Below are 27,000 nucleotides of genomic sequence, written 5' to 3' on the forward strand. Positions count from 1 at the left end.
CGATCCGACAGCGGACAGGCATGAGTGCGTCGGGAGCGGGTACACGCGCTGTGCACTGACCACGGAGCAGGGGAGGACAAAGTGTCCACGGCGAGCACGGTCCCGACCGGAAGCACGCAGTACGGAACCCAGCAGCGCACGGAGGCGGCGGAGCTGGAACTTCCCTACGTGGAGTGCCCGGCGGAAGTGGCACCCAAGGACGCGCGCGAAATCTCGAAACTCTTCTTCGTCCGGCTGGCGGAGCTGGAAGAAGGCACCCATGAATTCCAGTACGTACGCAACACGCTGATCGAGCTGAACCTCGCGCTGGTCCGCTACGCGGCCACCCGGTTCCGCAATCGCGCGGACCAGATGGAGGACATCGTCCAGGTCGGCACCATCGGCCTGATCAAGGCGATCGACCGCTTCGAGCTCAGCCGCGAGGTGGAGTTCGCGACCTTCGCCGTGCCGTACATCGTCGGCGAGATCAAGCGGTTCTTCCGGGACACCAGCTGGGCCGTGCACGTTCCGCGCCGCCTCCAGGAGCTGCGGATCGATCTGGCCAAGGCGACCGACGAGCTGTCCCAGCAGCTCGACCGCGCGCCCACCACGCCCGAACTGGCCGAGCATCTCGGCCTGGACGAGGACGAGGTCATCGAGGGCGTCGTCGCGAGCAACGGCTATACGGCCGGTTCCATCGACATGCCGACGGATGACGCGTCGGGCTCCCCGGCCCCGCTCTCGGACCGGATCGGCGCACCGGACGCCGGGATGGAGGCGGCGGAGAACGTCCAGGCGCTCAAGCCGCTGATCGAGGAGCTCGACGAGCGGGAGCGGCGCATCCTGCGCATGCGCTTCGGCGACGAGATGACCCAGTCGGAGATCGGCGCCGAACTGGGCGTCTCCCAGATGCATGTGTCCCGGCTGCTGTCGCGGATCACCGGGCGGCTGAGGGCGGGTCTGCTGGTGGTGGAGTGAGTCGCGCGTAGGCGATATACGAGGGGCGTTCCGCAGGCGCGGAGCGCCCCCTCGTATATCGCCTGGTGTGGTGCCAGTGCCCGGTCAGACGGGGGCGGTGACCGCCGGCCGCTGCCAGACCGCCTGGACACGCTTGCCGTCCGGCAGCGGCCGGACCTCGACATGGCCCGCGAGCCTCAGCACCATGTGCCAGCCGAACCCGCCGCCCCCGGAGAAGTCGGGCGTGCGCGCGACCGGCGGTTCCGGACTGGAGTCGTCCATCTCCACCGTCAACGTCTCGTCCTCCGCCGTGAGATGGAGCCGCCACCACCCCGGGGTGTGCCGGACGGCGTTCGTGACGAGTTCCGAGACGACGAGCAGCACCGCGTCCAGATCGGCCCACGGACAGTGCAGCTGAAGGAATTCGGCTGCGGCGCCGCGGGCCGCCGCGCTGTCCCGGTACGGCGAGTCCACGACCACCACACGCGCCTCGTTGCTCATCACTGGCCTCATCTACCCCGTTGTCGGTCTTTCACCGGCATCGGCCTCATTGTGAGCCCGGCCCGACGGACACACGTCACCGGGTCCCGCGGGCCCGTGTTCTACTTCGGTGACGGCCCCCCGCCGCCCCTCCGGCCACCGCAGAGAAGTGAACCACCAGCCGTGCGACTCAACGATCTCGACGAACGCATCGTCCATGCCCTCGCCGCGGACGCCCGCCGCTCCTACGCCGATATCGGCTCCGTCGTCGGCTTGTCCGCGCCCGCGGTGAAGCGGCGCGTCGACCGGCTGCGCGCCGAGGGCGCGATCACCGGCTTCACCGTACGGGTGGACCCGGCGGCACTCGGCTGGGAGACCGAGGGGTTCATCGAGATCTACTGCCGCCGCAAGACCTCGCCCGAAGCGATCCAACGGGGCCTCGAACGGCTGCCGGAGGTGGTGTCCGCCTCCACCGTCACCGGAGAGGCGGACGCGATCGCCCAGGTCTTCGCCGCCGACATGCGCCACTTCGAGCAGGTGCTCGAACGCATCGCGGGCGAGCCCTATGTGGAACGCACGAAGTCCGTGCTCGTGCTGTCCCCGCTGCTGAGGCGCTACTCGGGGCTTGCGGAGACCGGGAGCGGCGCCCGCCGCTGAGCGCAACGAATCGCCGAGGGAGCCGACGAGCGCGCAATGGATCGGTGGTCGGCGCGCAACGGTCGCGTCTTGTCCGGGGCGGCGGCCGGACCGTAGCGTCAATGCCGTCACTCCCACCCCCTTCGCACCGTCCGAGGTCAGCCATGCCGCCGCTGCGTACCGCCCTGCTCCAGAGCTCCGGCCGACCCGGTTCCGTCGCCGGGAATCTCAAGGTGCTCGACGAGGCTGCGGCCCGTGCCGGCGACGCGGGCGCGGGGCTGCTGGTCTGTCCCGAGATGTTTCTGACCGGCTATGCCCTTGGCGACCAGGTGCCCCGGCTCGCCGAGCCGGCGGACGGTCCGGGGGCCGCGGCCGTGGCCGAGATCGCCGTACGCCATGGGCTCGCGGTGCTGTACGGCTACCCGGAACGCGACTCCGACCCCGACTCCGACCCCGACTCCGACCCCGACTCCGGGGACGGACCTGGGGACGGACCCGGGCGCGACCGCGAGCGGATCTACAACGCCGCGCAGCTGATCGGCCCCGACGGCGCGCGGCTCGCCAACTACCGCAAGACCCATCTCTTCGGCGGCTTCGAGCGCGAGTGGTTCACCCCTGGGGAGCGGCCCGTCGTCCAGGCCGAGCTGGCCGGGCTGCGGATCGGGATCATGATCTGTTACGACGTCGAGTTCCCCGAGAACGTACGGTCGCACGCCCTGGCCGGTACCGATCTGCTGCTGGTGCCCACCGCCCAGATGCATCCGTTCCAGTTCGTCCCCGAATCCGTCGTGCCGGTCCGCGCCTTCGAGAACCAGATGTACGTGGCGTATGTGAACCGGACCGGCCAGGAGGGCGAGTTCGAGTTCGTCGGGCTGAGCTGTCTCGCCGGACCCGACGGGGCTGCCAGGGCCCGGGCGGGACGGAGCGAGGAGCTGGTGTTCGGAGAGGTCGACGGGGAGCTGCTGAGCGCCTCCCGCGCGGCCAATCCGTATCTGCGGGACCGCCGTCCCGGGCTGTACACCTCGCTCGTCCGAGCCGGCCACTCCTGAGCCGGCCACTCCTGAGCCGATCTCGGTCAACCCTCCCGCGCCCGCCCTCGTACCCGCCGTATCCGCAAGGAGTCCGTACCCCATGACGTCCACGGTGCCCACCGCCGTCCCGCACGCCGACGCGCAGCCCGCCGGCGTACAGCCGCCGATCACCATGTTCGGACCGGACTTCCCCTACGCGTACGACGACTATCTGGCGCACCCCGCCGGCCTCGGCCAGATACCCGCGACCGAGCACGGCGCCGAGGTCGCCGTCATCGGCGGCGGGCTCTCCGGCATCGTCGCCGCGTACGAGCTGATGAAGATGGGCCTGAAGCCCGTCGTGTACGAGGCCGACCGGATCGGCGGCCGGCTGCGTACGGTCGGTTTCGAGGGCTGCGACCCGGAACTGACCGCCGAGATGGGCGCGATGCGCTTCCCGCCCTCCTCCACCGCGCTGCGGCACTACATCGATCTGGTGGGTCTGGAGACCCGGCCGTTCCCCAATCCACTGGCCCCGGGCACCCCGTCGACCGTCGTCGATCTCAAGGGCGAGTCCCACTACGCGAAGACCGTGGACGATCTGCCGCCGGTCTACCGCGAGGTGATGGACGCCTGGACCAGCTGTCTGGAGGAGGGCGCGGACTTCTCCGACATGAACCGCGCCCTGCGCGAGCGCGATGTGCCGCGGATCCGGGAGATCTGGGCGCGGCTGGTCGAGAAGCTCGACAACCAGACCTTCTACGGGTTCCTCTGCGACTCCCCGGCCTTCAAGTCCTTCCGCCACCGGGAGATCTTCGGCCAGGTCGGCTTCGGCACCGGCGGCTGGGACACCGACTTCCCCAACTCCATCCTGGAGATCCTGCGGGTCGTCTACACCGAGGCCGACGACCACCACCGCTCCATCGTCGGCGGCAGCCAGCAGCTCCCGCTGCGGCTGTGGGAGGACGAGCCGCGGAAGATCACGCACTGGCCGGCCGGGACCTCGCTGTCGTCCCTGCACGAGGGGGCGCCGCTGCCGGCCGTGACCCGGCTGCACCGCACCTCGGGCAACCGGATCACCGTCACGGACGCCTCCGGCCGCATCCGTACCTACCGCGCCGCGATCTTCACCGCGCAGTCCTGGCTGCTGCTCTCCAAGATCGCCTGCGACGACTCGCTCTTCCCGATCGACCACTGGACGGCGATGGAGCGCACCCACTACATGGAGTCGTCCAAGCTGTTCGTGCCGGTCGACCGGCCGTTCTGGCTGGATCCGGCCGTGGACGACCGGGGCGTGCCGACCGGGCGCGACACGATGTCCATGACGCTCACCGACCGGATGACCCGGGGCACGTATCTGCTGGACAACGGCCCCGACCGGCCCGCCGTCATCTGCCTCTCGTACACCTGGTGCGACGACAGCCTCAAGTGGCTGCCGCTCTCCGCCGAGGAGCGGATGGAGGTCATGCTGAACTCGCTGCGCGAGATCTATCCCAAGGTGGACATCCGCAAGCACCTCATCGGCAGCCCCGTGACCGTCTCGTGGGAGAACGAGCCGTACTTCATGGGCGCGTTCAAGGCCAATCTGCCGGGGCACTACCGCTATCAGCGGCGGCTGTTCACCCACTTCATGCAGGACCGGCTGCCCGCCGACAAGCGGGGGATCTTCCTGGCGGGCGACGACATCTCGTGGACCGCGGGGTGGGCGGAGGGCGCCGTACAGACCGCGCTCAACGCGGTGTGGGGCGTGATGAGCCACTTCGGGGGTGCCACGGACGCCACGAACCCGGGGCCCGGTGATCTGTACGACGAGCTGGCGCCGGTCGAACTGCCGGAGGACTGACGGCGACGGGGCCCGCTCCGGGAGGGGAGGAACGGGCCCTGTCGTCGTCTCCGACAGGCTCCTGTCGTGTGTCTGTCAGACGCCCGCCGCGCGCGCCTCCGCGTACACCTCGGCCGCCACATCGGCCAGCTCCGCCGCGTCACGCGTCGTGCTCTGGAGGTCCAGCATGATCTCCGGTACGCCCGACTCGGCGTGCGCCACCAGGTCCTCGACGATCTGCGCCACGCTGCCCTGGAAGGGCTGCCGGCCCTCGCCCTCGAACGGCTTGGCGCTGTAGAGCGCGTTGGCACGGGCGCAGGCGTCGAGCGGACGCTCCCGGCCGCGCTCGGCGGCCAGTTCCCGCAGCTGCCGCCACTGCTCGGTCAGCTGCGCCGCGCCCATGGCCACGGGCACCCAGCCGTCCGCCCGGTCCACCAGGCGCCGGGTGGCGCGCGGGCTGTTCGCGGGCAGATAGACCGGGATGGGGCGGACCGGCTTGGGGCCGACCTCGGACGGCGCGATGGTGGTCAGCTCGCCCTCGTACGAGACCGGGTCCGGGCCCCAGACGGCCGCGAAGACATCGAGCACCTCGTCCAGGACCGCGCCGCGCTTCTCGAAGGGGGCGACGGAGGAGGCGGCGTACTCGTCGAGCGACCAGCCCGTGCCGAGACCGGCGATCACCCGGCCACCGCTCGCGACATCGAGCGAGGCCAGCGAACGGGCCAGCTGGAACGGTACGTGCAGCGGCGCGATCAGGACGCTCGTGCCGAGCCGGGCCCGCTCGGTGGCGGCGGCGGCCAGCGTGAGGGTGATCAGCGGGTCGGCGACGCTCCGGTACGTGTCGGGCCAGGGCAGTCCAGGTACGCCGTACAGCCCCTGGGTGGCGGGCTCGGGGAAGAGAACGCGTTCGAAGACCCAGAGACTCTCGTATCCGGCCTCCTCCGCGGCCCGCGCCACGGTGGCCACATCGCGGCCGATGTCGTACTGCTTCATCTGCGGAAGGCTGAGACCGAGGGTGACCGGCATGTGCACTCCTTCGTGCGGACGATGGGACAACTACCGTAGGCCACTACCTTGTTGAGCGCTCAACTTTTGGGGCTCCGTACGGTCTGTTTCCGGCCGCCAGGGAGTCAGCATGCAGCGCGCCGCCAGTCCGGCGGCCTCGTCCATCCGCTCCCTGAACTCCTCGGCCAGTGGCGGGGCGTCCCGTAGCGCCCAGAGCACCCGGGCCGACGACCAGGCCGCCTCGCGCGCCCGCTCCAGATTCCAGCTGCCGAGCAGATGGGTGAGCGGATCGGTGACCCTCAGCAGCTCGGGGCCCGGCGCCACTTCCTCGCGGATGCGCTCCTCCAGGAGCGTGAGCAGGTCGCCCACCCGGTCGAACTCACCTTCCAGGGAGGGTGGTTCACAGCCCGCCGTACGGCAGATGTCCACCACGGCCGGCGCGAGATCGTGCGCGGTGAGCGCGTGGATAGCGGCCAGGGCGAACTGCCGCGGTCGTACGTCCGGATGCCGCCGGTAGTGGAACAGCGGGCGCCAGCAGGCGGGGGCCCGGCCGCCGTCGGCCGCGGTCTCGACCGCCGAGAGATAGCGCTCGGTGAGGCGGATCCCCAAGGGGTTCGGCGGAGGGACGGCCGGGCCGGCCGACTCCAGGACCGCGAGAAAGACCCGGTGGAAGACCGTGACCCCGTCGCCGGCCGGCCAGGCGGAGCGGACGGCCCGCATCCGTCGAAGCGTCAGTTCCAGCGCCGGGTCGGGGGAGGGTGGGCCGGCTCCGGTGCGGGCGGCGAACCGCTCCGTCTGCGTCAGCTCGGTCTGTGTCATGGGGGAAGGGTCCCAGTCGCCGGGTCCCGGGGGCGCGGTCCGGGCGGGGCTTCCCCGGAACGGGCGAACGGAATCCCGCCTGGCTCGCGGCACCTGGCGCGCACGCTCGCCGCGTTGCCGGGCTCGTCCAAGTGCGGCCGGGCCATCCATAACGCCGACCCTCCGCCTTGCGATCGCACGCGTCGGACGGCGCTATTTGACAGGGCCTGGGCCGGATCGGATCGCGGGGGCAGCTGTCGCGTTCATGGCGACCATCGTCCTCATCCATGAATCATGCGCACACCATTGTCAGCGATACCGGCCGCCTCTACGCTCGCACGGCCTCGTTCATGAATGACGTTCACGTACATGACAGGAGCGCCCAGTGAGTGGAACCACCCGACGGCGTCCAGCCGTCCTGATCGCCGTCCTGGCCACCGTCGCCGCCGTACTCGTCCCGGCCGCGTCCTCCGCCGCGTCCTCTGCCCAGCCCTCCGGCCACCACCGCGCGGCTCCCGTGGCTCCCCAGACCGTGGTGATCGACGGCAAGCGGATGCGGCAGGCCCGTATCGCCCTCGACCGCGGTGACCCCGCCCTCCGCGCGACGGTCAAGTCCCTGACCGCGCAAGCGGATTCCTGGCTCGGCAAGGGGCCCTGGACCGTCACCGACAAGCCGAAACCGGCCCCCAGCGGTGACCCGCACGACTACCTCAGCCAGGCCCCGTACTGGTGGCCGTCACAGCCGAAGACCGACGCCAACCCCTGGGGCTGCCCGTACGTCCAGCGCGACGGCGAGCGGAATCCCGAGGTCGACACCGGCACCGACCGTCCCGACATCGGGAAGGTCTTCAACTCCACCACCACGCTCAGCCTGGCCTGGTACTACACGGGCAAGAAGGAGTACGCGGAGCACGCGGCGCGGATTCTGCGGACCTGGTTCGTCGACCCCGCGACCCGGATGAACCCGAACCTCAACCACGGGCAGTTCATCCCCTGCAAGTACGAGGGCCGTGCCATCGGGATCATCGACTTCTCGCAGCAGTACACCAGCGTCCTCGACGCCCTCGCGATCCTCGGCACCGGAGCCCCGGGCTGGACCAGCGGTGACCGCGCGGGGATGCGGACCTGGAACAAGGACTTCCTGGACTGGCTGGTCAACTCGCCCTTCGGCAAGGAGGAGTCGGCCGCCAAGAATAACCACGGCACGTTCATGGACATGCAGGTCGCCGGTCTCGCGCTCGCCACCGGTGACCGGAGCCTCGCGCGGAAGACCGTCCTCGATGCCCGTACGAAGCGAATCGACCCGCAGATCGCGGCGGACGGCAGCCAGCCCCAGGAACTGACGCGTACGCGCAGCTGGCACTACTCGACGTTCGACCTGGTCGCCTACACGCGCCTGGCCGCCATCGGTGAACAGGTCGGGGTGAACCTCTGGGCGTACGAAGGGCCGCAGGGGCAGAGCCTGTTCAAGGCCGTCGACTATCTGCTGCCGGCCGCGACTGGCGCCGCCCCCTGGCCGCACCCCGAGCTGGAGTTCAAACGCTTCGCGGCGAGCGACATCGTCCACGCGGCGGCCGACGCGGGTGACCGCGAGGCCCGCGCGGCGGTCCCGCGCCTGGAGACGCCGCCGGGGGGTGACCTCTGGGCGCTGCGGCCCGCAGCCGAACAACTGGACTCGATCGCAGGCTGATTGCCCCTCTTTTTCTGGGGCTCGGTTCGCCGCCGGAAAGACGGCACCCGGAACGTATGGGCACCCCGGGGGCGGACGTCTGCGGCCGGAATGGCTGGAGCACCCGGGGGGCTACGCCTCGGGTGTCGGGGCCGGTGCGGGTGTGGTGGTGGGGTCGGTGGCGGTCGCTACGGTGCGGCGGTCGCCCGTGCGGAGCACGCCCGCGCCCACCATCAGGCCGCAGGCGAGCAGCGTCACCAGGCCGAACGAGACCACGAGCGACGTCGCGTCCGCGACCGCGCCGATCGCCGAGGGCGCGATCAGGCCCGAGGTGTACGTGATGGTGGCGACACCCGCGATGGCCTGGCTCGGATTGGGCCCCGCACGGCCCGCCGCCGCGAAAGCGAGCGGGACGACCACGGCCACGCCGAGCCCGAGGAACGCGAACCCGCCCATGGCGACCACCGGTTGCGGCGCGGTGACCACCAGGAGGCCGCCCACCACGGCCAGCGCGCCGCCCGTCCGCACCGTCCGTACCGCGCCGAACCGGTCGATCACCCGATCGCCCGCGAGCCGCGCCACCGCCATGGTGAGCGCGAAGGCCGTGGTCGACGCCGCCGCGACACCCGGTGAGGTGTCCAGCACGTCCCGGAGATAGACCGCCGACCAGTCGAGGCTCGCGCCCTCGGCGAAGACCGCGCAGAACCCGATAGCGCCGATCAGCAGCGCGGACTTCGGCGGCAGCGCGAACCGCGGCGGCGGGTCCTCCTCGGGCGCGCTGCGCAGGTCGAGTACGGCCTGGCAGGCCAGCAGGCCCAGCACCGTGAGCACGGTGGCGGCGAGCAGATGGTGCAGCCTTGCGTCACTGCCCAGATGGGCCGCGAGGGTGCCGGCGGCGGAGCCGATCAGCGCACCCGTGCTCCACATACCGTGCAGACTCGACATGATCGACTTGTCGAGCCGGTTCTCGACCTCCACCCCGAGGGCGTTCATCACCACGTCGGACAGGCCCGAGGCGGCGCCGTACACGAACAGGGCCGCGCACAGCGCGACGAGATTCGGCGCCAGCGACGGCAGGGTCAGCGCGAGGGTCCACAGGGCGAGCAGGACGCGCAGCGCGTTGCGCGAGCCGAAGCGGTGGCTGATCCCGCTCGCCAGCGGCATCGCGACGGACGCGCCGATCGCGGGGAAGGCGAGCGCGAGCCCGAGCTGTCCCGCGCTGATCCCGGCGTGATCCTGGATCCACGGGATACGGGTGGCGAAGCTGCCGGTGACGGCTCCGTGTACGCAGAAGACCGCGGCGACGGCGAACCTGGCCCGCCGCAACCTCTGTTTGTCGTAGACCACTTCAGCCGGCATCAGCGTCCTGTTCCTCCCCTGAGAGGTGCCCGTACCCCGACCACCCGGTGACGCACCTTCGTCGGTGCCGGAGTAAATTATCAGGAACCCTGCCTGATAAATAGGCCTTAATGAGCTGGGCGCGCACGGGCCGCCCCGGCGATCTGGAAGGATTCCGGCATGGCCGCGTCCCCGAGCACCGCCCGAGCCATCAACGACCGGCTCGCCCTGCGACTGCTCCAGCAGGAAGGCCCGTTGACGGCGGGACAGCTGAAGACGCTGACCGGGCTCTCCCGGCCCACCGTCGCCGATCTGGTCGAGCGGCTCCAGGACTCCGGACTGGTCAGGGTGGTTGGCGAGACGGGCGACCGGCGTCGTGGCCCGAACGCGCGGCTGTACGGGATCGTCGCGGACCGCGCCCATCTCGCGGCCCTCGACGTACGGACCCACAGCGTCTCCGTCGTGGTCGCCGATCTGCTCGGCGAGACCCTCGCCGAGGCGGTCCTGCCCATCGGCAGCGACACCGCCACGGAGGCCGCCGTCGAACGGGCCGTGGCTCTGCTGGAGCGTACGGCCGGGAAGGCGGGCACCGTCCCCCTGCACAGCGTGGGCATCGGCGCCCCGGGCCTGGTCGACCCGGTCACCGGCGAACTCCGCGACACCAGCGGACTGCCCGCCTGGCACCGCAGGCTCGTCGCCGCGCTCCAGGAACGGCTGCCCGCCACCGTCCTGGTCGAGAACGAGACCAATCTCGCCGCGCTCGCGGAACAGCGCCTCGGCGCGGCCCGTGGCCAGGACACCTTCGTCCTGCTCTGGCTCGGCCACGGGGTGGGCGCGGCCGTCGTACTCGACGGCAAGCTGCGCAGGGGCGCTTCCGGGGGAGCGGGCGAAATCGGCTTCCTGCCCGTGCCCGGTACGTCGCGACTGCCCTCGGCGGTCGCGTGTGACGGCGGTTTCCACACCCTCGCGGGGTCGGCGGGCGTCACCGAACTCGCCGAGCGGTACGGCATCTCGGCCGTCCCCGCACCACAGGAACCGCCCTCCGCCGCGCTGGTGCGCACCGCGGTGGGAGCCGTCGGGGGCGCGTCGCCGGATGAGGTGAGATCCGCGGCGGCGTTTCTCGACGACCTCGCCGACCGGCTCGCGCTCGGCGCGGCGGCGGTCAGTGCCGTACTCGACCCCGGCCGGATCGTGCTGGCCGGCGAGGCGGGCCACGCGGGCGGCGAGGCGCTGGCTGTCCGGGTCGAGGACCGGCTGGCCGCGATGTCCCCGCTGCGTACGGAGGTCAGAGCCGGGGCGCTCGGCGGCGCGGCCGTCCTGCGCGGCGCCCTGCTGACGGCCCGGGACGCGGCGCAGGACGTGCTGTTCGCCCCCCACGAGGAGTCCCGGCGGTCCGTCCTGTGAGTCAGCCCACAACCCTCGCCCGGTTGCCCCGCGAGCGGTCATGGCACACTGGTCGGGTACCAGAAGCAGCGCACTCCGGGGTCGGTGTAATTCCGAACCGGCGGTTATAGTCCGCGACCCGTCCGCATCCAGCGGCCGGTTGACCAGGTGAGATTCCTGGACCGACGGTGAAAGTCCGGATGGGAGGCAGTGCGCGGCGGGCCCTCACAGGTACGCCGTCGTTGGCGGTTCGTCCTTGGACGAGCCGGATCTTCGGCCTCGGCGGTCCCCTGTGCGTTCCCGTTTCTCTGTCGTCATCGACAGGCCCCGGAGTCCGTGCCCGAAGAGGCAGGAGGACCCGGTGGCCACGGAAACCGACGTCGTGAGCGACGCCGACGCCATGCGTCGCGCCATCGCGCTCGCCGCTCGTGGACTCGGTTCCACCAGCCCCAATCCGGTCGTCGGATGCGTGATCCTCGACGCCTCGGGACACCTCGCCGGCGAGGGATTCCACCGGCGCGCGGGCGGCCCGCACGCCGAGATCCACGCCCTGCGCGCGGCCGGTGAGCGGGCCCGCGGCGGTACGGCCTACGTCACCCTCGAACCCTGCGCCCACACCGGCCGCACCGGACCCTGCGCCCAAGCGCTGATCGACGCCGGTGTCGCCCGGGTCAGCTACGCGGTAGCCGACCCCAACCCCCAGGCGGCGGGCGGCGCCGACACTTTGCGCGCGGCCGGACTCACCGTCAGCCACGGGCTCCTCGGCGAGGAGGCCGAGGCGGGTAACGCCGCCTGGCTCACCTCCGTACGGCACGGCCGCCCCCACGTCCTGTGGAAGTACGCGGCCACGCTCGACGGCCGGATCGCCGCCGCCGACTCCACCAGCCGCTGGATCACCTCCGCCGAAGCGCGCGCTGATGTCCACCGGCTGCGCGCCGAGTCCGACGCGGTGGTGGTCGGCTCGGGCACCGCGCGCGCCGACGATCCGCATCTCGCCGTACGCGGCATCGAGGGCGCCGTCCAGCCGCTGCGGGTCGTCATCGACACCGAAGCGACCGCCGTGAAGCCCGGCGCCCGGGTGCTCGACGGCGCGGCGCCCACCCTGATCGCGATCGCCGAGGACGCCGACGCGGGCGAACTGCCCGAGGTCGTACGGCTGCCGCGGGCGGGCCGCGGTCTGGACATCCCCGCCCTGCTGGCCGCCCTGCACGAGCGCGGCGTCCGCTCCGTACTTCTCGAAGGCGGCCCGGCCCTGGCCGGCTCCTTCGTCGCCGCGGGAGCCGTCGACAAGGTCGTCGGCTATCTCGCCCCCGTCCTGCTCGGCGCCGGCCGTACCGCCCTGGGTGACGCCGGAATCAGCACCCTCGGCGAGGCGTTGCGACTCCGGATGACGGAGACCGTACGGATCGGCCCCGACCTGCGGATCACCGCGATCCCCGAGCCCGGACCGGGACCGGCGTCGGAACCCGCCATGAATGTCCCCACCAAAGTCCCCACCACGAAGGAGCGTTGAGTGTTCACCGGAATCGTCGAAGAACTGGGTGAGGTCACCGCCATCGAGAACCTCGGTGACTCCTCCCGCTTCCGCCTCCGCGGGCCCGTCGTCACCGAGAACGCCAAGCACGGCGACTCGATCGCCGTCAACGGTGTCTGTCTCACGGTCGTGGACTTCGAGGACGGCGAGTTCACCGCCGATGTGATGGCCGAGACACTGAAACGCTCCAGCCTCGGCGCGCTGGCGACCGGCTCCCGCGTCAATCTGGAGCGGCCCGTGGCCGTCGGCGGCCGGCTCGGCGGACATATCGTCCAGGGCCATGTGGACGGCACCGGCACCGTCGTCGAGCGCACCCCGTCCGAGCACTGGGAGCTGGTCAGGATCGCGCTCCCGGCCGGCCTGTCGCGCTATGTCGTCGAGAAGGGCTCGATCACCGTCGACGGCGTCAGCCTCACGGTCGTGGACGCCGGGCCCGACTACTTCACCATCAGCCTCATCCCCACCACCCTCGCCCTGACCACGCTCGGCATCAAGGGCCCCGGCGACCCGGTCAACCTCGAAGTCGACGTCCTCGCGAAATACGTGGAGCGGCTGCTGGGCGCCGACGCGGCGCGGCCCGAGGCGGCCCCGAAGACGGAGCAGACCGAGGAGTCCGACCGGTGAACACCCTGTCCTGGCTGAACGGCGAGGCCTTCACGGCCTTCGGTCAGCACATCCTGTGGTCCGACATGATCGGCAACACCATCGGGCTGGCCGCCCTCGCGCTCGGCTGGCGGCGCTCGATCTGGACCTGGCCCGCCCAGTTCCTGTCCGGCGTCATCCTCGTCGGCGCGTATGCCTCCGCCCACCTCAGCGGCGGTGTCGGCAAGCAACTGCTGGTCATCGGGGTGGCCCTGTGGGGCTGGCGCCAGTGGCAGCGCGGCAGGCAGCAGGCGCAGGACGGCTCGATCGCCGTACGGTTCGCCACCTGGCGCGAGCGCGGGGTGCTGCTCGGCGGTACGGCGCTGGGCACCCTCGCCGTGGGCGGCCTCTTCGTCGCCGTCCCCGAACTGTCCTGGAACCCCTGGCCCGACGCGTACATCTTCGTCGGCACGCTCGCCGCGATGGTCGCCCAGGCCCGTGGTCTGGTCGAGTTCTGGTTCGCCTGGCTGCTCGTGGACATCGTCGGCGTACCGCTCGCCTTCAGCAGCGGACTCGCCTTCTCCGGACTCGTGTACGTCATCTACCTCGCCCTCGTCCTCTGGGGGATGCGCGACTGGTGGCTCCGCTCCCGCGCACACACCCCGGCTCTGGAAGGAGCAGCAGCATGACCGCACTGCCGACCCAGCCCACCTGGTACTCCACCGACAATGTCGAGGACCTCTCGCTCGACCCCGTGGAGCAGGCCGTACGCGATATCGCCGCCGGCCGCCCGGTCGTGGTGGTCGACGACGAGGACCGCGAGAACGAGGGCGATCTCGTCATCGCGGCCGAGATGGCGACCCCCGAGATCATCGCCTTCATGATGAGCGAGTGCCGCGGACTGATCTGCGCCCCCATGGAGGGCGCGGAGCTGGACCGGCTCGAACTGCCGCAGATGGTCGGCCACAACACCGAATCGATGCGGACGGCCTTCACCGTCTCCGTCGACGCGTCGGGCGCCCACGGCGTCACCACCGGTATCTCTGCCGCCGACCGGGCCACCACCCTCCGGCTGCTCGCCGCGGGAGACGCGGAGCCCGGCGACTTCGTCAGGCCGGGCCATGTCTTCCCGCTGCGCGCCAAGACAGGCGGCGTGCTCGTACGCAACGGTCACACCGAGGCCGCCGTCGATCTGGCGCGCCTCGCCGGTCTGCGTCCGGCCGGCGCGATCGTGGAGATCGCGGGCGAGGACGGGGTGATGCTGCGGCTGCCCGAGCTGATCCCGTTCGCCCGTAAGCACGGCCTCACGATCATCTCCATCGAGGACCTGATCGCCTACCGCCGAACCTCCGAGCCCACGGTCCGCCGCGAAGCGGAGGTACGCCTCCCCACCGCCCACGGTGAGTTCACCGCGTACGGCTATCGCTCCACGGTCGACGGCGTCGAACATGTCGCCCTCGTCCACGGCGACATCGGTGACGGCGAGGACCTGCTCGTACGGGTCCACTCCGAGTGCCTCACCGGCGATATCTTCGGCTCGCTGCGCTGCGACTGCGGCCCCCAGCTCCAGGCGTCCATGGAGCGGATCACCAAGGAGGGCCGCGGCGTCGTCGTCTATCTGCGCGGTCACGAGGGCCGGGGCATCGGGCTGCTGTCCAAGCTGCGCGCGTACGAGCTCCAGGAGCGCGGCCACGACACGCTGGACGCCAATCTCGAACTCGGCCTGCCCGCCGACGCCCGCGACTACGCGGCGGGCGCGCGGATCCTCGATGACCTCGGAGTCCGCGGGCTGCGGCTGATGACCAACAACCCCGAGAAGACGACGGCGCTCGTCCGGCACGGCCTGCGGGTCACCGGACGCGAGCCGATGCCCGTCCAGGCGGGGGAGCACAACCTCCGCTATCTGCGCACCAAGCGCGACCGGATGGGGCACGACCTGCCCTGGCTGGACGCGGCCACCGCGTCCACCTGCGACAACCAGTAACCACAAGCGAACACCAGCAGAGAACACCAGCAGAGAACAGCTTCGAGGAGACACGTGAGCGGCAAGGGCGCACCCGAACTGAGTGTGAAGAACTGCGGAGACCTCCGGGTAGCCGTGATCGCGGCGCAGTGGCACGAGCAGGTCATGGACGGTCTCGTCGACGGCGCCCTGCGGGCCCTGCGGGACCTCGGCATCGACGAGCCGACCCTGCTCCGTGTGCCGGGCAGCTTCGAGCTGCCGGTCGTCGCCAAGGTGCTGGCCGGCCGCGGCTATGACGCGGTCGTCGCCCTCGGCGTCGTCATCAGGGGCGGCACCCCGCACTTCGAGTATGTGTGCCAGGGCGTCACGCAGGGCCTCACCCAGGTCTCCGTCGACACGGGCGTCCCGATCGGTTTCGGCGTGCTGACCTGCGACACCGAGGAGCAGGCGCTCGACCGGGCCGGTCTGGAGGGCTCCCACGAGGACAAGGGGCACGAGGCGGTCACCGCCGCCGTCGCCACCGCGACCACCCTGCGCACCATCGCCGAACCCTGGCGCCAGGGGGCCGCCTCCGGCCGCGTAAAGTGACCCTCACCATGTCCAAGAAGACGTTCGAGGAGCTCTTCACCGAGCTCCAGCAGAAGGCCGCCGAGGGCGACCCCGCCACCTCCCGCACCGCCGAACTGGTGGGCAAGGGTGTCCATGCCATCGGCAAGAAGGTCGTCGAAGAGGCGGCCGAAGTGTGGATGGCCGCCGAGTACGAGGGCAAGGAAGCCGCCGCCGAGGAGATCTCCCAGCTCCTCTACCACGTCCAGGTGATGATGGTCGCGCGCGGAATCTCCCTCGACGACGTGTACGCCCATCTCTGATACGCCCACTTCCAGTCAGCACACGCGTTCCGTTTCGTCCCGTATCGCCCCGTTCCGTACAACAACCCCTTCGCACAAAGGAATCCGACCTCATGCTGCGCATCGCCGTTCCCAACAAGGGTTCACTCTCAGGACCTGCGTCGGCGATGCTCCATGAGGCCGGCTACCAGCAGCGCAAGGAGTCCAAGGAACTCGTCCTGGTCGACCCGGACAACGAGGTGGAGTTCTTCTACCTCCGTCCGCGCGACATCGCGATCTATGTGAGCTCGGGCCGGCTCGATATCGGCATCACCGGCCGCGATCTGCTGCTGGACTCCGGCGCCAACGCGGAGGAGATCCTTCCGCTCGGCTTCGCGCGCTCCACCTTCCGCTACGCCACCAAGCCCGGCACCGCAGGCGGCGTCGCAGACTTCGGCGGCATGACCGTCGCCACCTCGTACGAGGGCATCGTCGCCAAGCACCTCGCCGACAACGGCGTCGACGCCTCCGTCGTCCACCTGGACGGCGCCGTCGAGACCGCCATCGAGCTGGGCGTCGCGCAGGTCATCGCCGATGTGGTGGAGACCGGCACCTCGCTGCGCAACGCGGGCCTGGAAGTGATCGGCGAGCCGATCATGACCTCGGAGGCGGTCGTCATCCGCCGCAGCGGCGCCGACGGCGAGGAGCCCAAGGTGCAGCAGTTCCTGCGCAGGCTCCAGGGCGTTCTCGTGGCCCGCACGTACGTGATGATGGACTACGACTGCCGCGCCGAACACCTGGAGCGCGCCGTTGCCCTCACCCCGGGCCTGGAGTCGCCGACCATCTCCCCGCTGCACAACGAGGGCTGGGTCGCCGTCCGCGCGATGGTCCCGGCCAGGGAGGCACAGCGGATCATGGACGATCTGTACGAGCTGGGCGCCCGCGCCATCCTCACCACGGCCATCCACGCCTGCCGCCTCTGATCCCCCGCCGGTCACCCGGCCCCGCACCCACTCCCGGAAGTCCGAGAACGTATGTCCGACCCCGCGCCCCAGCCCGGTCCGTCCGGTCAGCCCGGTCCGCCCGCCCTTCCCGTCACCTTCCGGCCGAACCGTACCCGGGCCGTGCTGCTGACCGTCGGGGTGGTCATGTTCGCCGTCATCACGGCCATCGGCCTGGCACTGGACCAGCTGAGCGCGGGGGAGCGGATGAGCTTCATCTTCACGGCCCTGCTGTTCCTCGGGGTGCTGGCGCTGCTCAGCCGCCCCAAGGTCGTGGCCGATGACACAGGAGTGACTGTCGTCAATATCACGCGCAGCCGCCGGCTGGAGTGGGCCGAGATCCTGCGCGTCAATCTGCGGCCCGGTGACCCCTGGGTCTTCCTCGACCTCAGCGACGGCAGCAGCCTGCCCGTTCTGGCCATCCAGCCCGGAATCGCCAGGGCACACGCCATTCGTGACGCCCGCGCCCTGCGCGCGCTCGCCGACTCCCGCTCCACCGCCGCCGGCCACGGCTGACCGTACGGCGCTCCATCCACCGCCGTACAGCACTGCCCTCTTCGCCGCTGTCTTGATTACTCTGGTGCCGGAGGCGCCGAGTGCGCCCCGCTCCGCATCAGACGGCCGTATCCGGCCCGCGGGGCACCTGCGACCCGAGGAGTGACTCCCTCCAGCAATGGACGGATCGTCCGGTAGTACCTGCGCCGCCCCCTTCGAAGAGGCGGCGGCATGACCATCCCCCTTCTGCTGCTCGCCGCGGCATTCCTTCTGATCCTCGCCAACGGATTCTTCGTGGCCGCCGAGTTCGGCCTCGTGACCGTGGACCGTCCCGACGCCGAACGCGCCGCCGCCGCGGGTGACCGCCGCGCCCGTACGGTCGTCAAGTCCCTGCGGGAACTGTCCTTCCAGCTCTCCGGCACCCAGCTGGGCATCACCATCACCTCGCTGGTCGTCGGCATGCTCGCCGAGCCCGCGCTCGCCCAGCTGCTGGACGCCCCGCTCTCCGCGACCGGACTGCCCGAAGGGGCCGTCTCCGGGATCGCGGTGGTGATCGGCATGCTGCTCGCCTCCGCCGTCCAGATGGTGATCGGCGAACTCGTCCCGAAGAACTGGGCGGTCTCCCGGCCGCTCCAGGTCGCGCGGTTCGTGGCGGGCCCCCAGCATCTCTTCGCCAGCGTGTTCCGGCCGGTGATCTCCCTGCTCAACACCGTCGCCAACCGGCTCGTCCGGCTGCTGGGCGTCGAGCCGACCGATGAACTCGCCTCGGCCCGTACCCCCGGCGAACTGGTCTCCCTGGCCCGCCACTCCGCCCGCGCGGGCACCCTCGAACAGGACACCGCCGATCTGTTCGTACGGACCCTCTCGCTCGGCCGGCTCACCGCGCAGCATGTGATGACCCCCCGGGTGAAGGTGAGCGCCCTCCAGTCCGACGCGACCGCCGCGGACGTCCTCAACCTCACCCGCGCCACCGGTCTGTCCCGCTTCCCCGTCTACCGGGAGCGCATCGACGAGATCGTGGGCATGGTGCATCTCAAGGACGCGCTCGCGGTGCCGGTGGAGCGGCGGCTGCGCACCCCGGCCGGACGGATCGCCGTGCCGGCCCTGCTGGTCCCCGAGACCCTGCCCGTGCAGCAGCTCCTTGAGCGGCTGCGCAGCGAGCAGCCGATAGCCATCGTGGTCGACGAGTACGGCGGTACGGCCGGCGTCGTCACGCTGGAGGACATCATCGAGGAGCTGGTCGGCGAGGTACGCGACGAGCACGACGCCGAGGGCGACGGACGGCCCGAACTGGCCCCCGTCGCGTCCGAGGACGGCCGCCCCGCGTGGGACGCGGACGGCAGCGCCCGGGTCCTCACCCTGCGGCGGATCGGACTCGACGTACCCGAGGGGCCGTACGAGACCCTCGCGGGCCTCGTCGCCGATCTGCTGGGCCGTATCCCGGCCCCCGGCGACCGGGCGGAGCTGCCGGGCTGGCGGCTCTCCGTACGCCAGGTGGACCGCTACCGGGCCGAACGGGTCCGGCTAGTACGCACCGCCGAGCTTCCGGCCGGCGCCCCGGCCGAGCAGCGGACCGGCGTGCCGGCGATGGCGGAGGGCCCCCGATGAGCGCCCTGCAACTCGTCTTCGCCCTGCTGCTCGTCCTGGCCAACGGCTTCTTCGTCGGCGCCGAGTTCGCCCTCGTCTCCGTACGCCGCAGCCAGATCGAACCGCACGCCGCGCGCGGCTCCGCGCGGGCCAGACAGGTGCTGCACGGTCTGGAGAATCTGCCGCAGATGATGGCGGCCGCGCAGTTCGGCATCACCATCTGCTCGCTGACCCTCGGCGCGGTCGCCGAGCCCACGGTGGCGCATCTGCTGGAGCCCGTCTTCCACGCCGCCCATATGCCCGAGGGGCTGATCCATCCACTGGGCTACGTCATAGCCCTCGCGCTGGTCGTCTTCCTGCATCTGGTCATCGGCGAGATGGTCCCGAAGAACCTCGCCATGGCCGCGCCCGAGAAGACCGCGCTCTGGTTCAGCCCCGGTCTGGTCGGCTTCGCCCGGCTGTGCCGCCCGGTGACGGCCGGACTGGGCGCCTGCGCCCGGCTGGTGCTGCGGGCCTTCCATGTCGAGCCCAAGGACGAGGTGGAGGCGGTCTTCACCAGCGAGCAGCTCAACCGGCTCGTCGAGGACTCGGGCCAGGCGGGACTGCTCGAACCGGAGGCGCAGGAACGGCTGGAGGACGCCCTGGAGCTGGGCAGCCGCCCGGTCACGGACGTGCTCCTGACCCGCGCCTCCCTGGTGACGGTGACCCCCGCGGTCACCCCGCGCGAGATCGAGGAGCTGACGGTACGCACCGGCTACTCCCGCTTCCCGGTCTGCGCGGAGGGCGGCGGCGCCTTCATGGGCTATCTGCACGTCAAGGACGTCCTCGATCTGGAAGCCGGTGAGCGGGCCGTGCCGCAGCATGTCTGGCGGCCGATGGCGACGCTGCGGGCGGAACTCCCGCTGGACGACGCGCTCACCGTGATGCGCCGCGCGGCCACGCACTTGGCGCAGGTCGCGGACGCGTCCGGCCGGGTGCTCGGGCTGGTGGCGCTGGAGGACGTACTGGAAATGCTGGTCGGTGAGGTACGCGACCCGTCCCACCGCGCGACGGCGCCCAAGGCGGCCCTGGTGGGTGAACAGCGTACGGACCAGGCGGATCAGGTCCTGGCGCGCTGACAGGACGCTCAGGCTCCGCCCGGCGAACCGAGCCCTCAAAGAGGGGGTATGTCTTGAGGGCCGCGGTTCGCCGGGCCGCGGCCCGAGAGCACCTCGCCGTACGCCTGCATCAGATCCGGCAGCCGCAGCGTGGCCAGATCGTCGCGGGTCGGCGTGCCGCTGTAGCCGGAGAGCCGCAGATCGCGGTACGCGCAGCTCTTCTCGTACAGCGTCCGGACGAACCGGCCGTTGCCCAGCTCGTCGATCCATCCCTGGTCGACCACATGCCCGCTGATCGAGCGCAGCTCGTCCGCGGACTCCTCGTCCCAGACGTCCCCGTTCTCCGCGGCCAGCACGCCGCCGATGGCGGTCAGCTCCAGCGGCCGGTAGCTGGGGAAGTCGACCCGGCTGGTGAAGCGCGAGGAGAGGCCCGGATTGGTGGCGAGCAGCCGGTCCATGCCCTCCGGATAGCCGGCCAGGATGACCACGAGATGGTCGCGGTTGTCCTCGGCGCGCTTCAGCAGCACCTGAAGGGCCTCGTCGCCGTACGCGTCACCCTTGCTGTAGCCCGAGTTGGAGAGGCTGTACGCCTCGTCGACGAAGAGCACCCCGCCGATCGCCGAGTCGATCAGCTCATTCGCCTTGACGGCGGTCTGGCCCAGGAACTCGCCCACCAGATCGGCCCGCTGGGCCTCGACCAGATGGTCCCCGCCGAGCAGCCCCAGGGCATAGAAGATCCGGCCGAGAATCCGGGCCACGGTGGTCTTGCCGGTGCCGGAAGGGCCCGAGAAGACAAAGTGACGTTTCGGCGGCTGGACGGGCAGCCCCTGGCCGGCCCGCAGCCGCGCCATGTGCAGCTGTGCCGTCGCCGCCTTGACCTGCCGTTTCACCGGCTCCAGACCCACCATCCGCTCCAGCTCGGCAAGGGCCTCGGCGAGCAGCGCCGGATCCGTCGGGCCGTCCGGGAAGCGCGGCGGAGCGGGTGACACGGGCGGCGGCGCCTTCTCCCGTACGCTGTCGGGCGCCGGGGGCGGGGTGACACCGCCCACCTGGGGCTGGGCCTCGTTGCCGAGCCGTACGTCGGAGCCGGCCGAGCCCTCCGGCTCGCCCCCGGATTCCGTCGCGCCCGCCGTGTCCGCCACGTCCTGGCCGAGACCCGCCCGCGCGACCGAGGCGATCCCCACCGGATCGTCCGGTCCTTCGTACCCGTCGGAATCGGTGATCGCGGCGAGCCGGGCCGCGGTGTCCATGAACGCCGGATCCAGCCGGTGCACGGCCCGGTAGAGCGGCAGCGCGGCGGCGCTGCGTCCGGTGCCCTCATGGGCGCGGGCCAGCCAGTAGCGCAGCTCCTTGCGCTGCGGCTGCTCGCTGCGGCAGCGCATCAGCGCGGTGGACAGCAGCGGCTCCGCCTGTCCGTACATCTCCAGCCGCACCCGCGCCATCCCGCCGAAGAGCCCGGCCTCGATCCCCAGCAGCGGATCATGGACGAGCGGTTCGGTGTGGCGCACCAACTGGTCCCAGTCCTTGACCAGATAGGCGCGGCAGGCGTGCAGGAAGCGCACCTGAGGATCGGCGTCCACCGGCGGCAGCCCCGCGAGGGCCCGGTCCAGCTCCGGCACATGGCGGCCGTCCAGCCAGTGCGAGGCATGGGCGAGCAGCAGATCGCGCCCGCTCTCCAGCACCGGCTGCACCCACCAGCCGAGCCAGTACCAGGAGTTGAGGGTACGGCGGTGGCGGGAGCGCTGCTCGCCGAAGCGGTCGCGGTGGCGGTACATCCGCAGCAGGGCGGTGGTGGTGTCGACGCGCAGCGCGTGCAGCCCGAGCCAGCCGTCGGCCATCCCGGGATCGAGCCGTACGGCGGCCCTGAACTCTTCCTCCGCCTGGGGATAGGCCCCCATCGTGTAGGCGTCCACACCGCGCACCCAGGCGAGGTCGGCCGGGGCTTGCGTGCCCTGCGTGCCGATATCCATCAGGTCCCCCACAAACCGTGCCCCCGGAATGTCCCGCCGGGCGGGCGCCCGCCGGCAGCGTGCCGAACCACCTTGTCGCGGACGGGAATTGACCGCACCGAGAGGCATCGTACCTGCGCAGAGGGTGTGCGACTAAGGGCACCGGAGCGTGCGCGGACCAGTGACCCAGGGTGAGCACGGGAGGGGTACGGCGCGGGGGAGGGAGGCGGCGGGCAGGTGCGAAGGGCAGAACGAAGCCCCCGATCACGGGGGAACAACCGGGGGCTTCGCGTCCGCGGCGGCTCCGAAAAGCCGCACATTAAGAACGTAAGACCTGTCCCGCCCCTCGGTCAAGCCGAGTTGGACACTCTCCGGGGGTCGATTTCCGACTGCTCAGTATGGAGGCCGAAGCCGATCACCCTGTGTGACGGTCCGGTCCGCCCTCGCGGTCGTCAGAGGTCCCGTGCGTATCACGTACCCCATCTGCCGCTCGGTTACCAGGGCATCGGCGAAGGGCCGCGAGGGGTCCGCCGCGAAATGGCGTGTCTCCGCCGTCGTCCATGCGTCCCAGAAGGAGGACAGCGCGAGCCCGTCGCGCAGGCGGCCCCGCTCCCAGGACTCCTCCGCGCCCCGGTCCATCCAGAACAGCCGGGCGAGATACGGCCGCAGCGCCCGCCGCCCGGCCCCCACGCCCTCGATGATCACCACGGGGGCGGCCGGCAGCGGACGCGGCGCGGTGAACCGCCGCAGCGTCCAGTCGTACGGCGCGTAGCGCGCGCTCGCGCCGCGCGAGAACGGCTCGATGACCTGCGCGCCGAGCCGTTCCCCCCACGCGAAGAACTGCTCGTGGGTCGCCAGGTCGTCGAGCCGCAGTACGGGCGCCCCGGCCAGCTCCGCCGACAGCCGCGTCGCGAAGGTGCTCTTGCCGGAGCCCGCGTGCCCGTCGACCGCGATCAGCCGGACGGGACCGCAGGAGGGCGGCAGAGTGCGCAGCGCCGCGGCGGATTCGGTCAGGTCGTTCACCCGTCCCACCCTACGAGGCCGCGCCCCACGCGTCCGGAGGTGGCCGCTGCCGCAGGTCACGCCACTGGTGAAGACCAATATTGGTGGGCCGACGCGGGCCGAATCGCTGGCAGAGGCCCACCGCGAACCGCGATAGTGGACGACTGTCGAACAGCCGTCATCTCTCCGCGCTCTCCCGTATCTCCACCGTTCTCCCCGCTCATTCCCCTGTTCTCTCCGCCTTCGACCGGAGGTTCTCATGACCAGCCCCACCTCGCGCAGAACCGTGCTGGCCGCCGCACTCGCGGCCGTCGCGGGCACCGGAGCGGCGGGCGCGGTCCCGGCCGCCGCCGCTTCCGCCCCGACGCGGGACCCGGCCCCCGCCTCACCCCCCTCCACGGCTTCCACCAGGGCGAACCCTCTCGTGGACAACGCCTTCTGGACCTCGTACGCCGACTGGCGCGCCGGTACCGCGAAGGGCACCCGCGCGCTGCCCGGCGCCCGGCCCTCACTGGTGATCGGCGCCCCGGCGGGCCGTACCGACTACGCCGATCCGCATACCGGCACGACCACCACCTGGGAATACGGGACCTGGACCTCACCGCTGCACCGCTCGAAGGTCCCCGCCACCGAGGTGATCGCCTCCTGGAACGCACGGACCCCGGCCGGCACCTGGCTCCAGATCGAACTGCGCGGCCAGTACGCCGATGGCACCGAGACCCCCTGGTACGTGATGGGCCGCTGGACCGCGGGCGACGGCGAGGGGGACATCCGGCGTACGTCCGTCGACGGCCAGAGCGACGGGCGCAGCAGTATCTGGACCGACACCTTCTCGGTGGACGACGCGGCCAGCGGGCTGCGCCTCGCCTCGTACCGGCTGCGGCTCACCCTCTACCGCAGGCCGGGCAGCACGCTCACGCCGGTGGTGCACCGGGTGGGCGCGATGGCCTCCGACGTCCCGGACCGGTTCACCGTCCCGGCGTCCGCACCGGGGCTCGCCCGCGAGCTGATCGTGCCGCGCTACTCGCAGAACACCCATGCCGGGCAGTACCCCGAGTACGACAACGGCGGCGAGGCCTGGTGCAGCCCCACCTCCTCGCAGATGATCATCGAGTACTGGGGGCGCCGGCCCACCGCCGACGATCTCGCCTGGGTGAACCCGGACTTTGCCGACCCCCAGGTCTGCCACGCGGCCCGGTTCACCTACGACTACCAGTACGAGGGCTGCGGCAACTGGCCCTTCAACGCCGCGTACGCCACCACCTACCGGGACATGAGCGCGGCCGTGACCCGGCTGGGCTCGCTCACCGACGTGGAGACCCTCATCCGCGCCGGTATCCCCGTGATCACCTCGCAGTCCTTCCTCAAGGAGGAGCTGACGGGGGCGGGTTACGGCACCTCGGGCCATCTGATGACCGTGATCGGCTTCACGGCCGGCGGCGATGTGATCGCCAATGACCCCGCCTCGCCGGACAACCCGGCCGTACGCCGTGTCTACCGGCGCTCGGAATGGGAGAACATCTGGCTGCGTACCAAGCGGTACAACGCCTCCGGCAAGGTGGCCTCCGGCACGGGCGGTGTCTGCTACGTCTACTGGCCCGCCGAGCCGGACGCGGCCCAGCGCCGGGCCCTGCGGTCGGTGGGCCTGCTCTGACGCGTCCGTTCTCCCCGGGCGGCCGGAGGAACCGTCTCCTCCGGCCGCCCGCGGCGGCCCGGGACCGCTCTGCGATACTGCGGGCGATCGTGCGCAGACCCCGTGGCAGCCGGAGACCAGGACGCGAATGTGAATCGCAGTGAACAGCGTGGCAGCTCCGAACGCTCCCAGGCGCGGCGCTCCGAACTCATCGCGACCGGCCGGAAGTTGTTCGCCGACACCTCGTACGACGCGCTGTCGATGGATGACATCGCCCAGCACGCCGGGGTCGCCAAGGGGCTGATCTACTACTACTTCAAGAACAAGCGCGGCTACTACCTCGCCATCGTCGAGGACTCGGTCGCCGAACTCGTCTCGCTCGCCTCGGGCGGCGCCGAACTCCCGCGCACCCAGCGGGTACAGCGCACGGTCGAGGCGTATCTCCGTTTCGCCCAGTACAACGAGGCGGCGTACCGCACCATCATCACGGGCGGCGTCGGCTTCGACACCCAGGTCCAGGCGATCCGCGACGCCGTACGGACGGGGCTGGTCTCCACGGTCGCCCAGGGCGCGTACGGCCGCTCCGACATCCCGCCGATCGCCCGGCTCGCGCTGCTCGGCTGGCTCAGCAGCGTCGAGTGGCTCACGCTCGAATGGCTGGAGTACCAGCACGACCTGCCGCGGGAGATCCCCCGCGATCTGCTGGTACGGATGCTGCGCCACACGCTGAACACGATCGAGGAATTCTCCCCGGAGTGCCCCGCGCCGCCGCCGGACCTCGACTGGCGCCCCTTCACGGGCCTCGATGAGGACCCCTCACAGCCATAAGCCGCCGGGGGCGGGGGCCGCTGAGGCTCCCCGCCCCCGACGGGCCGTCGGCGCGATCCCGTCGCGCGGTCCCTAGTTGATCGACTTGATCAGCTCACCGTCGGTGGTGTCCCCGCTCAGCTCCCAGAAGAAGGTGCCGCCCAGCCCCTGCTGGTTCTTGTACGCCATCTTCCCGGCGATGGTGGCGGGGGTGTCGTAACTCCACCACTGGCTGCCGCAGTAGGCGTACGCGGTCCCGCCGACCGTGCCGTTGGCCGGGCAGGAGGTCTTCAGGATCTTGTAGTCCTCGATGCCCGCCTCGTACTTCCCCGGCGCCGCGCCCGTCGCGCTGCCGCCCGGCTCCTTCTGCGTCACACCGGTCCAGCCGCGCCCGTAGAAGCCGATGCCCAGCAGCAGCTTCTCGGCCGGGACACCCAGCCCCTTGAGCTTGGTGATGGCCGCGTCGGAGTTGAAGCCCTCGGTCGGGATGCCCGGGTACGACGTGAGCGGCGAGTGCGGGGCGGTGGGGCCCTGCGCCGCGAACGCGCCGAAGAAGTCGTACGTCATCGGGTTGTACCAGTCGAGGTACTGCGCGGCGCCTGCGTAGTCGGCGGCGTCGATCTTCCCGCCGTCCGAGCCGTCGGCGGTGATGGCCGCCGTCACCAGGTCGGAACCGAACTCGGTACGCAGCGCGGAGGCCAGGTTCCTGAACGCGTCACGACCGCTCGCGTCACAGGTCAGACCGCAGGCGTTGGGGTACTCCCAGTCGATGTCGATCCCGTCGAAGACATCGGCCCAGCGCGGGTCCTCGACCAGCGCGCGGCAGGACTGCGCGAACGCGGCCGGGTTCTTCGCCGCCTCGGTGAAGCCACCCGACCAGGACCAGCCGCCGAAGGACCAGATCACCTTGAGACCGGGGTGCTGCGCCTTGAGCTTGCGCAGCTGGTTGAAGTTGCCGCGCAGCGGCTGGTCCCAGGTGTCGGCGACGCCGTCGACGGACTGATCGGCGGTGTAGGCCTTCTCGTAGTCGGCGTACGAGTCGCCGATCACGCACTTCCCGCCGGTGACATTGCCGAACGCGTAGTTGATATGCGTGAGTTTGGCGGCGGAGCCGGAGGTCTCGATGTTCTTGACGTGGTAATTCCGGTCGTAGACGCCCCAGTTGGTGAAGTAGCCGACCACCTTGCTGCCGGCCGCGGCCGTGGTGGTGGAGGCCTCGCCGGCGGACGCGCTGCCCGCTCCGGAGAGCAGGGTCACGCCGAGGACGGCGGTACACGCGGCGGCGATCAGCGCGCGGAACCGGGCGCGGGGACGGTGGAGTCTGAGCACGGGATCTCCTCGTGGGGGAGGAAGAGCGAGAGTGGGGGGACAGCGAAGCCATGGCGTTGACTTGGCATGAACGCGAAACGCGTTGAGGTGGACGTTAGAAGGACTAGACCACTGCGG

25 protein-coding genes and 1 riboswitch are annotated in these 27,000 nt (G+C 71.0%); of the genes, 18 read left to right on the top strand and 7 right to left on the bottom strand.

Translation table 11 applies throughout. The features are described from left to right. Positions 1-81: 81 nt before the first annotated feature. On the top strand, positions 82-957 hold the full coding sequence (locus IF11_RS0133275; RefSeq protein WP_030355524.1) for an RNA polymerase sigma factor SigF: 876 nt from the start codon (positions 82-84) through the stop codon (positions 955-957). 84 nt (positions 958-1,041) lie between these two features. Here the strand turns inward: IF11_RS0133275 and IF11_RS0133280 are convergent, their stop codons facing one another. Continuing rightward, positions 1,042-1,437 carry an ATP-binding protein gene (locus IF11_RS0133280; RefSeq protein ID WP_030355525.1) on the bottom strand — a complete coding sequence of 132 codons (396 nt, stop codon included), beginning with the start codon at positions 1,435-1,437 and terminating at the stop codon, positions 1,042-1,044. Between the two features lie 162 nt (positions 1,438-1,599). On the opposite strand from IF11_RS0133280, the gene IF11_RS0133285 reads away from it, so the two are divergent. The 3 genes from IF11_RS0133285 to IF11_RS0133295 all read left to right on the top strand — a co-directional run bounded on the left by IF11_RS0133285 (position 1,600) and on the right by IF11_RS0133295 (position 4,905). Then, positions 1,600-2,073: an Lrp/AsnC family transcriptional regulator gene (locus IF11_RS0133285; RefSeq protein WP_030355526.1), complete on the top strand. Its 474-nt coding sequence runs from the start codon at positions 1,600-1,602 to the stop codon at positions 2,071-2,073. Between the two features lie 143 nt (positions 2,074-2,216). After that, positions 2,217-3,101 carry a carbon-nitrogen hydrolase family protein gene (locus IF11_RS0133290; protein WP_030355527.1) on the top strand — a complete coding sequence of 295 codons (885 nt, stop codon included), beginning with the start codon at positions 2,217-2,219 and terminating at the stop codon, positions 3,099-3,101. A gap of 82 nt (positions 3,102-3,183) precedes the next feature. Next, on the top strand, positions 3,184-4,905 hold the full coding sequence (locus IF11_RS0133295; protein WP_030355528.1) for a flavin monoamine oxidase family protein: 1,722 nt from the start codon (positions 3,184-3,186) through the stop codon (positions 4,903-4,905). Positions 4,906-4,980: 75 nt separating this feature from the next. On the opposite strand, the gene IF11_RS0133300 is transcribed toward IF11_RS0133295, so the two are convergent. Both IF11_RS0133300 and IF11_RS0133305 read right to left on the bottom strand, forming a co-directional pair. Then, entirely contained in the window at positions 4,981-5,910 is a 930-nt protein-coding gene (locus tag IF11_RS0133300) for an LLM class F420-dependent oxidoreductase (protein ID WP_030355529.1), read from the bottom strand. A gap of 30 nt (positions 5,911-5,940) precedes the next feature. Continuing rightward, the gene (locus IF11_RS0133305; RefSeq protein ID WP_063759276.1) at positions 5,941-6,708 is read right to left on the bottom strand and encodes a DUF5995 family protein; all 768 of its coding nucleotides are present in this window, start codon (positions 6,706-6,708) and stop codon (positions 5,941-5,943) included. A gap of 364 nt (positions 6,709-7,072) precedes the next feature. Between IF11_RS0133305 and IF11_RS0133310 the strand changes: the two genes are divergently transcribed. Continuing rightward, positions 7,073-8,377, top strand: a complete 1,305-nt coding sequence (locus tag IF11_RS0133310; RefSeq protein WP_030355531.1) for an alginate lyase family protein — start codon at positions 7,073-7,075, stop codon at positions 8,375-8,377. A gap of 111 nt (positions 8,378-8,488) precedes the next feature. Here IF11_RS0133310 and IF11_RS0133315 read toward each other — a convergent pair whose 3' ends face one another. Next, a complete protein-coding gene (locus tag IF11_RS0133315; RefSeq protein ID WP_030355532.1) occupies positions 8,489-9,715 on the bottom strand; it encodes an MFS transporter in 1,227 nt (408 codons plus the stop codon). Between the two features lie 159 nt (positions 9,716-9,874). On the opposite strand from IF11_RS0133315, the gene IF11_RS0133320 reads away from it, so the two are divergent. The 11 genes from IF11_RS0133320 (at position 9,875) to IF11_RS0133370 (ending at position 20,184) form a co-directional block, all read left to right on the top strand. Continuing rightward, positions 9,875-11,098 (top strand): ROK family transcriptional regulator, encoded by a 1,224-nt coding sequence (locus IF11_RS0133320; RefSeq protein ID WP_030355533.1) that lies wholly within the window; start codon positions 9,875-9,877, stop codon positions 11,096-11,098. Between the two features lie 66 nt (positions 11,099-11,164). Next, a riboswitch (FMN riboswitch) is annotated at positions 11,165-11,295 on the top strand. 182 nt (positions 11,296-11,477) lie between these two features. Then, positions 11,478-12,590 carry a bifunctional diaminohydroxyphosphoribosylaminopyrimidine deaminase/5-amino-6-(5-phosphoribosylamino)uracil reductase RibD gene (gene ribD / locus IF11_RS0133325; RefSeq protein WP_051746427.1) on the top strand — a complete coding sequence of 371 codons (1,113 nt, stop codon included), beginning with the start codon at positions 11,478-11,480 and terminating at the stop codon, positions 12,588-12,590. Continuing rightward, the gene (locus IF11_RS0133330) at positions 12,591-13,235 is read left to right on the top strand and encodes a riboflavin synthase (RefSeq protein ID WP_030355535.1); all 645 of its coding nucleotides are present in this window, start codon (positions 12,591-12,593) and stop codon (positions 13,233-13,235) included. 65 nt (positions 13,236-13,300) lie between these two features. Continuing rightward, positions 13,301-13,882, top strand: coding sequence for a nicotinamide mononucleotide transporter family protein (locus tag IF11_RS0133335; protein WP_420894584.1), 582 nt, complete (start codon positions 13,301-13,303; stop codon positions 13,880-13,882). A gap of 5 nt (positions 13,883-13,887) precedes the next feature. After that, positions 13,888-15,177, top strand: a complete 1,290-nt coding sequence (locus tag IF11_RS0133340; RefSeq protein WP_420894585.1) for a bifunctional 3,4-dihydroxy-2-butanone-4-phosphate synthase/GTP cyclohydrolase II — start codon at positions 13,888-13,890, stop codon at positions 15,175-15,177. Between the two features lie 54 nt (positions 15,178-15,231). Beyond that, on the top strand, positions 15,232-15,744 hold the full coding sequence (gene ribH / locus IF11_RS0133345; RefSeq protein WP_030355538.1) for a 6,7-dimethyl-8-ribityllumazine synthase: 513 nt from the start codon (positions 15,232-15,234) through the stop codon (positions 15,742-15,744). Between the two features lie 8 nt (positions 15,745-15,752). Continuing rightward, positions 15,753-16,025, top strand: a complete 273-nt coding sequence (locus tag IF11_RS0133350; RefSeq protein WP_030355539.1) for a phosphoribosyl-ATP diphosphatase — start codon at positions 15,753-15,755, stop codon at positions 16,023-16,025. Between the two features lie 92 nt (positions 16,026-16,117). Further along, positions 16,118-16,966, top strand: a complete 849-nt coding sequence (gene hisG, locus IF11_RS0133355; RefSeq protein WP_030355540.1) for an ATP phosphoribosyltransferase — start codon at positions 16,118-16,120, stop codon at positions 16,964-16,966. Between the two features lie 51 nt (positions 16,967-17,017). Next, positions 17,018-17,500, top strand: coding sequence for a PH domain-containing protein (locus tag IF11_RS0133360; protein WP_030355541.1), 483 nt, complete (start codon positions 17,018-17,020; stop codon positions 17,498-17,500). Between the two features lie 210 nt (positions 17,501-17,710). Beyond that, a complete protein-coding gene (locus IF11_RS0133365) occupies positions 17,711-19,087 on the top strand; it encodes a hemolysin family protein (protein ID WP_030355542.1) in 1,377 nt (458 codons plus the stop codon). Next, a complete protein-coding gene (locus tag IF11_RS0133370; RefSeq protein WP_030355543.1) occupies positions 19,084-20,184 on the top strand; it encodes a hemolysin family protein in 1,101 nt (366 codons plus the stop codon). Before IF11_RS0133365 ends, IF11_RS0133370 begins: the two co-directional genes overlap by 4 nt. Positions 20,185-20,219: 35 nt before the next feature. Here the strand turns inward: IF11_RS0133370 and IF11_RS0133375 are convergent, their stop codons facing one another. Both IF11_RS0133375 and IF11_RS0133380 read right to left on the bottom strand, forming a co-directional pair. Further along, complete coding sequence (locus IF11_RS0133375) at positions 20,220-22,133, bottom strand: AAA family ATPase (RefSeq protein ID WP_030355544.1); 1,914 nt, start codon at positions 22,131-22,133, stop codon at positions 20,220-20,222. A gap of 372 nt (positions 22,134-22,505) precedes the next feature. Then, positions 22,506-23,135: a uridine kinase family protein gene (locus tag IF11_RS0133380; RefSeq protein WP_030355545.1), complete on the bottom strand. Its 630-nt coding sequence runs from the start codon at positions 23,133-23,135 to the stop codon at positions 22,506-22,508. A 238-nt stretch (positions 23,136-23,373) separates the two neighbouring features. Here IF11_RS0133380 and IF11_RS0133385 point away from each other — a divergent pair, with 238 nt between their 5' ends. Together IF11_RS0133385 and IF11_RS0133390 are read left to right on the top strand one after the other, a co-directional pair. Then, positions 23,374-24,768, top strand: coding sequence for a peptidase C39 family protein (locus IF11_RS0133385; protein WP_030355546.1), 1,395 nt, complete (start codon positions 23,374-23,376; stop codon positions 24,766-24,768). A gap of 129 nt (positions 24,769-24,897) precedes the next feature. Further along, positions 24,898-25,575, top strand: coding sequence for a TetR/AcrR family transcriptional regulator (locus IF11_RS0133390; RefSeq protein ID WP_051746422.1), 678 nt, complete (start codon positions 24,898-24,900; stop codon positions 25,573-25,575). A gap of 72 nt (positions 25,576-25,647) precedes the next feature. Here the strand turns inward: IF11_RS0133390 and IF11_RS0133395 are convergent, their stop codons facing one another. Then, positions 25,648-26,883, bottom strand: a complete 1,236-nt coding sequence (locus IF11_RS0133395) for a glycoside hydrolase family 18 protein (RefSeq protein ID WP_030355548.1) — start codon at positions 26,881-26,883, stop codon at positions 25,648-25,650. Positions 26,884-27,000 lie beyond the last annotated feature (117 nt).

Source organism: Streptomyces scopuliridis RB72 (genome assembly GCF_000718095.1).
Lineage (GTDB): Bacteria > Actinomycetota > Actinomycetes > Streptomycetales > Streptomycetaceae > Streptomyces > Streptomyces scopuliridis.

What these genes read in the sequence shown, in the direction of transcription:
- IF11_RS0133335 (WP_420894584.1), top strand. Translation starts at nt 13,301, where the DNA reads ATGATCGGCAACACCATCGGGCTGGCCGCCCTCGCGCTCGGCTGGCGG.
- IF11_RS0133350 (WP_030355539.1), top strand. Translation starts at nt 15,753, where the DNA reads ATGTCCAAGAAGACGTTCGAGGAGCTCTTCACCGAGCTCCAGCAGAAG.
- IF11_RS0133315 (WP_030355532.1), bottom strand. Translation starts at nt 9,715, where the DNA reads ATGCCGGCTGAAGTGGTCTACGACAAACAGAGGTTGCGGCGGGCCAGG.
- IF11_RS0133295 (WP_030355528.1), top strand. Translation starts at nt 3,184, where the DNA reads ATGACGTCCACGGTGCCCACCGCCGTCCCGCACGCCGACGCGCAGCCC.
- IF11_RS0133290 (WP_030355527.1), top strand. Translation starts at nt 2,217, where the DNA reads ATGCCGCCGCTGCGTACCGCCCTGCTCCAGAGCTCCGGCCGACCCGGT.
- IF11_RS0133360 (WP_030355541.1), top strand. Translation starts at nt 17,018, where the DNA reads ATGTCCGACCCCGCGCCCCAGCCCGGTCCGTCCGGTCAGCCCGGTCCG.
- IF11_RS0133370 (WP_030355543.1), top strand. Translation starts at nt 19,084, where the DNA reads ATGAGCGCCCTGCAACTCGTCTTCGCCCTGCTGCTCGTCCTGGCCAAC.
- hisG (WP_030355540.1), top strand. Translation starts at nt 16,118, where the DNA reads ATGCTGCGCATCGCCGTTCCCAACAAGGGTTCACTCTCAGGACCTGCG.
- ribD (WP_051746427.1), top strand. Translation starts at nt 11,478, where the DNA reads ATGCGTCGCGCCATCGCGCTCGCCGCTCGTGGACTCGGTTCCACCAGC.
- IF11_RS0133385 (WP_030355546.1), top strand. Translation starts at nt 23,374, where the DNA reads ATGACCAGCCCCACCTCGCGCAGAACCGTGCTGGCCGCCGCACTCGCG.
- IF11_RS0133280 (WP_030355525.1), bottom strand. Translation starts at nt 1,437, where the DNA reads ATGAGCAACGAGGCGCGTGTGGTGGTCGTGGACTCGCCGTACCGGGAC.
- IF11_RS0133305 (WP_063759276.1), bottom strand. Translation starts at nt 6,708, where the DNA reads ATGACACAGACCGAGCTGACGCAGACGGAGCGGTTCGCCGCCCGCACC.
- IF11_RS0133365 (WP_030355542.1), top strand. Translation starts at nt 17,711, where the DNA reads ATGACCATCCCCCTTCTGCTGCTCGCCGCGGCATTCCTTCTGATCCTC.
- IF11_RS0133300 (WP_030355529.1), bottom strand. Translation starts at nt 5,910, where the DNA reads ATGCCGGTCACCCTCGGTCTCAGCCTTCCGCAGATGAAGCAGTACGAC.
- IF11_RS0133375 (WP_030355544.1), bottom strand. Translation starts at nt 22,133, where the DNA reads ATGGATATCGGCACGCAGGGCACGCAAGCCCCGGCCGACCTCGCCTGG.
- IF11_RS0133320 (WP_030355533.1), top strand. Translation starts at nt 9,875, where the DNA reads ATGGCCGCGTCCCCGAGCACCGCCCGAGCCATCAACGACCGGCTCGCC.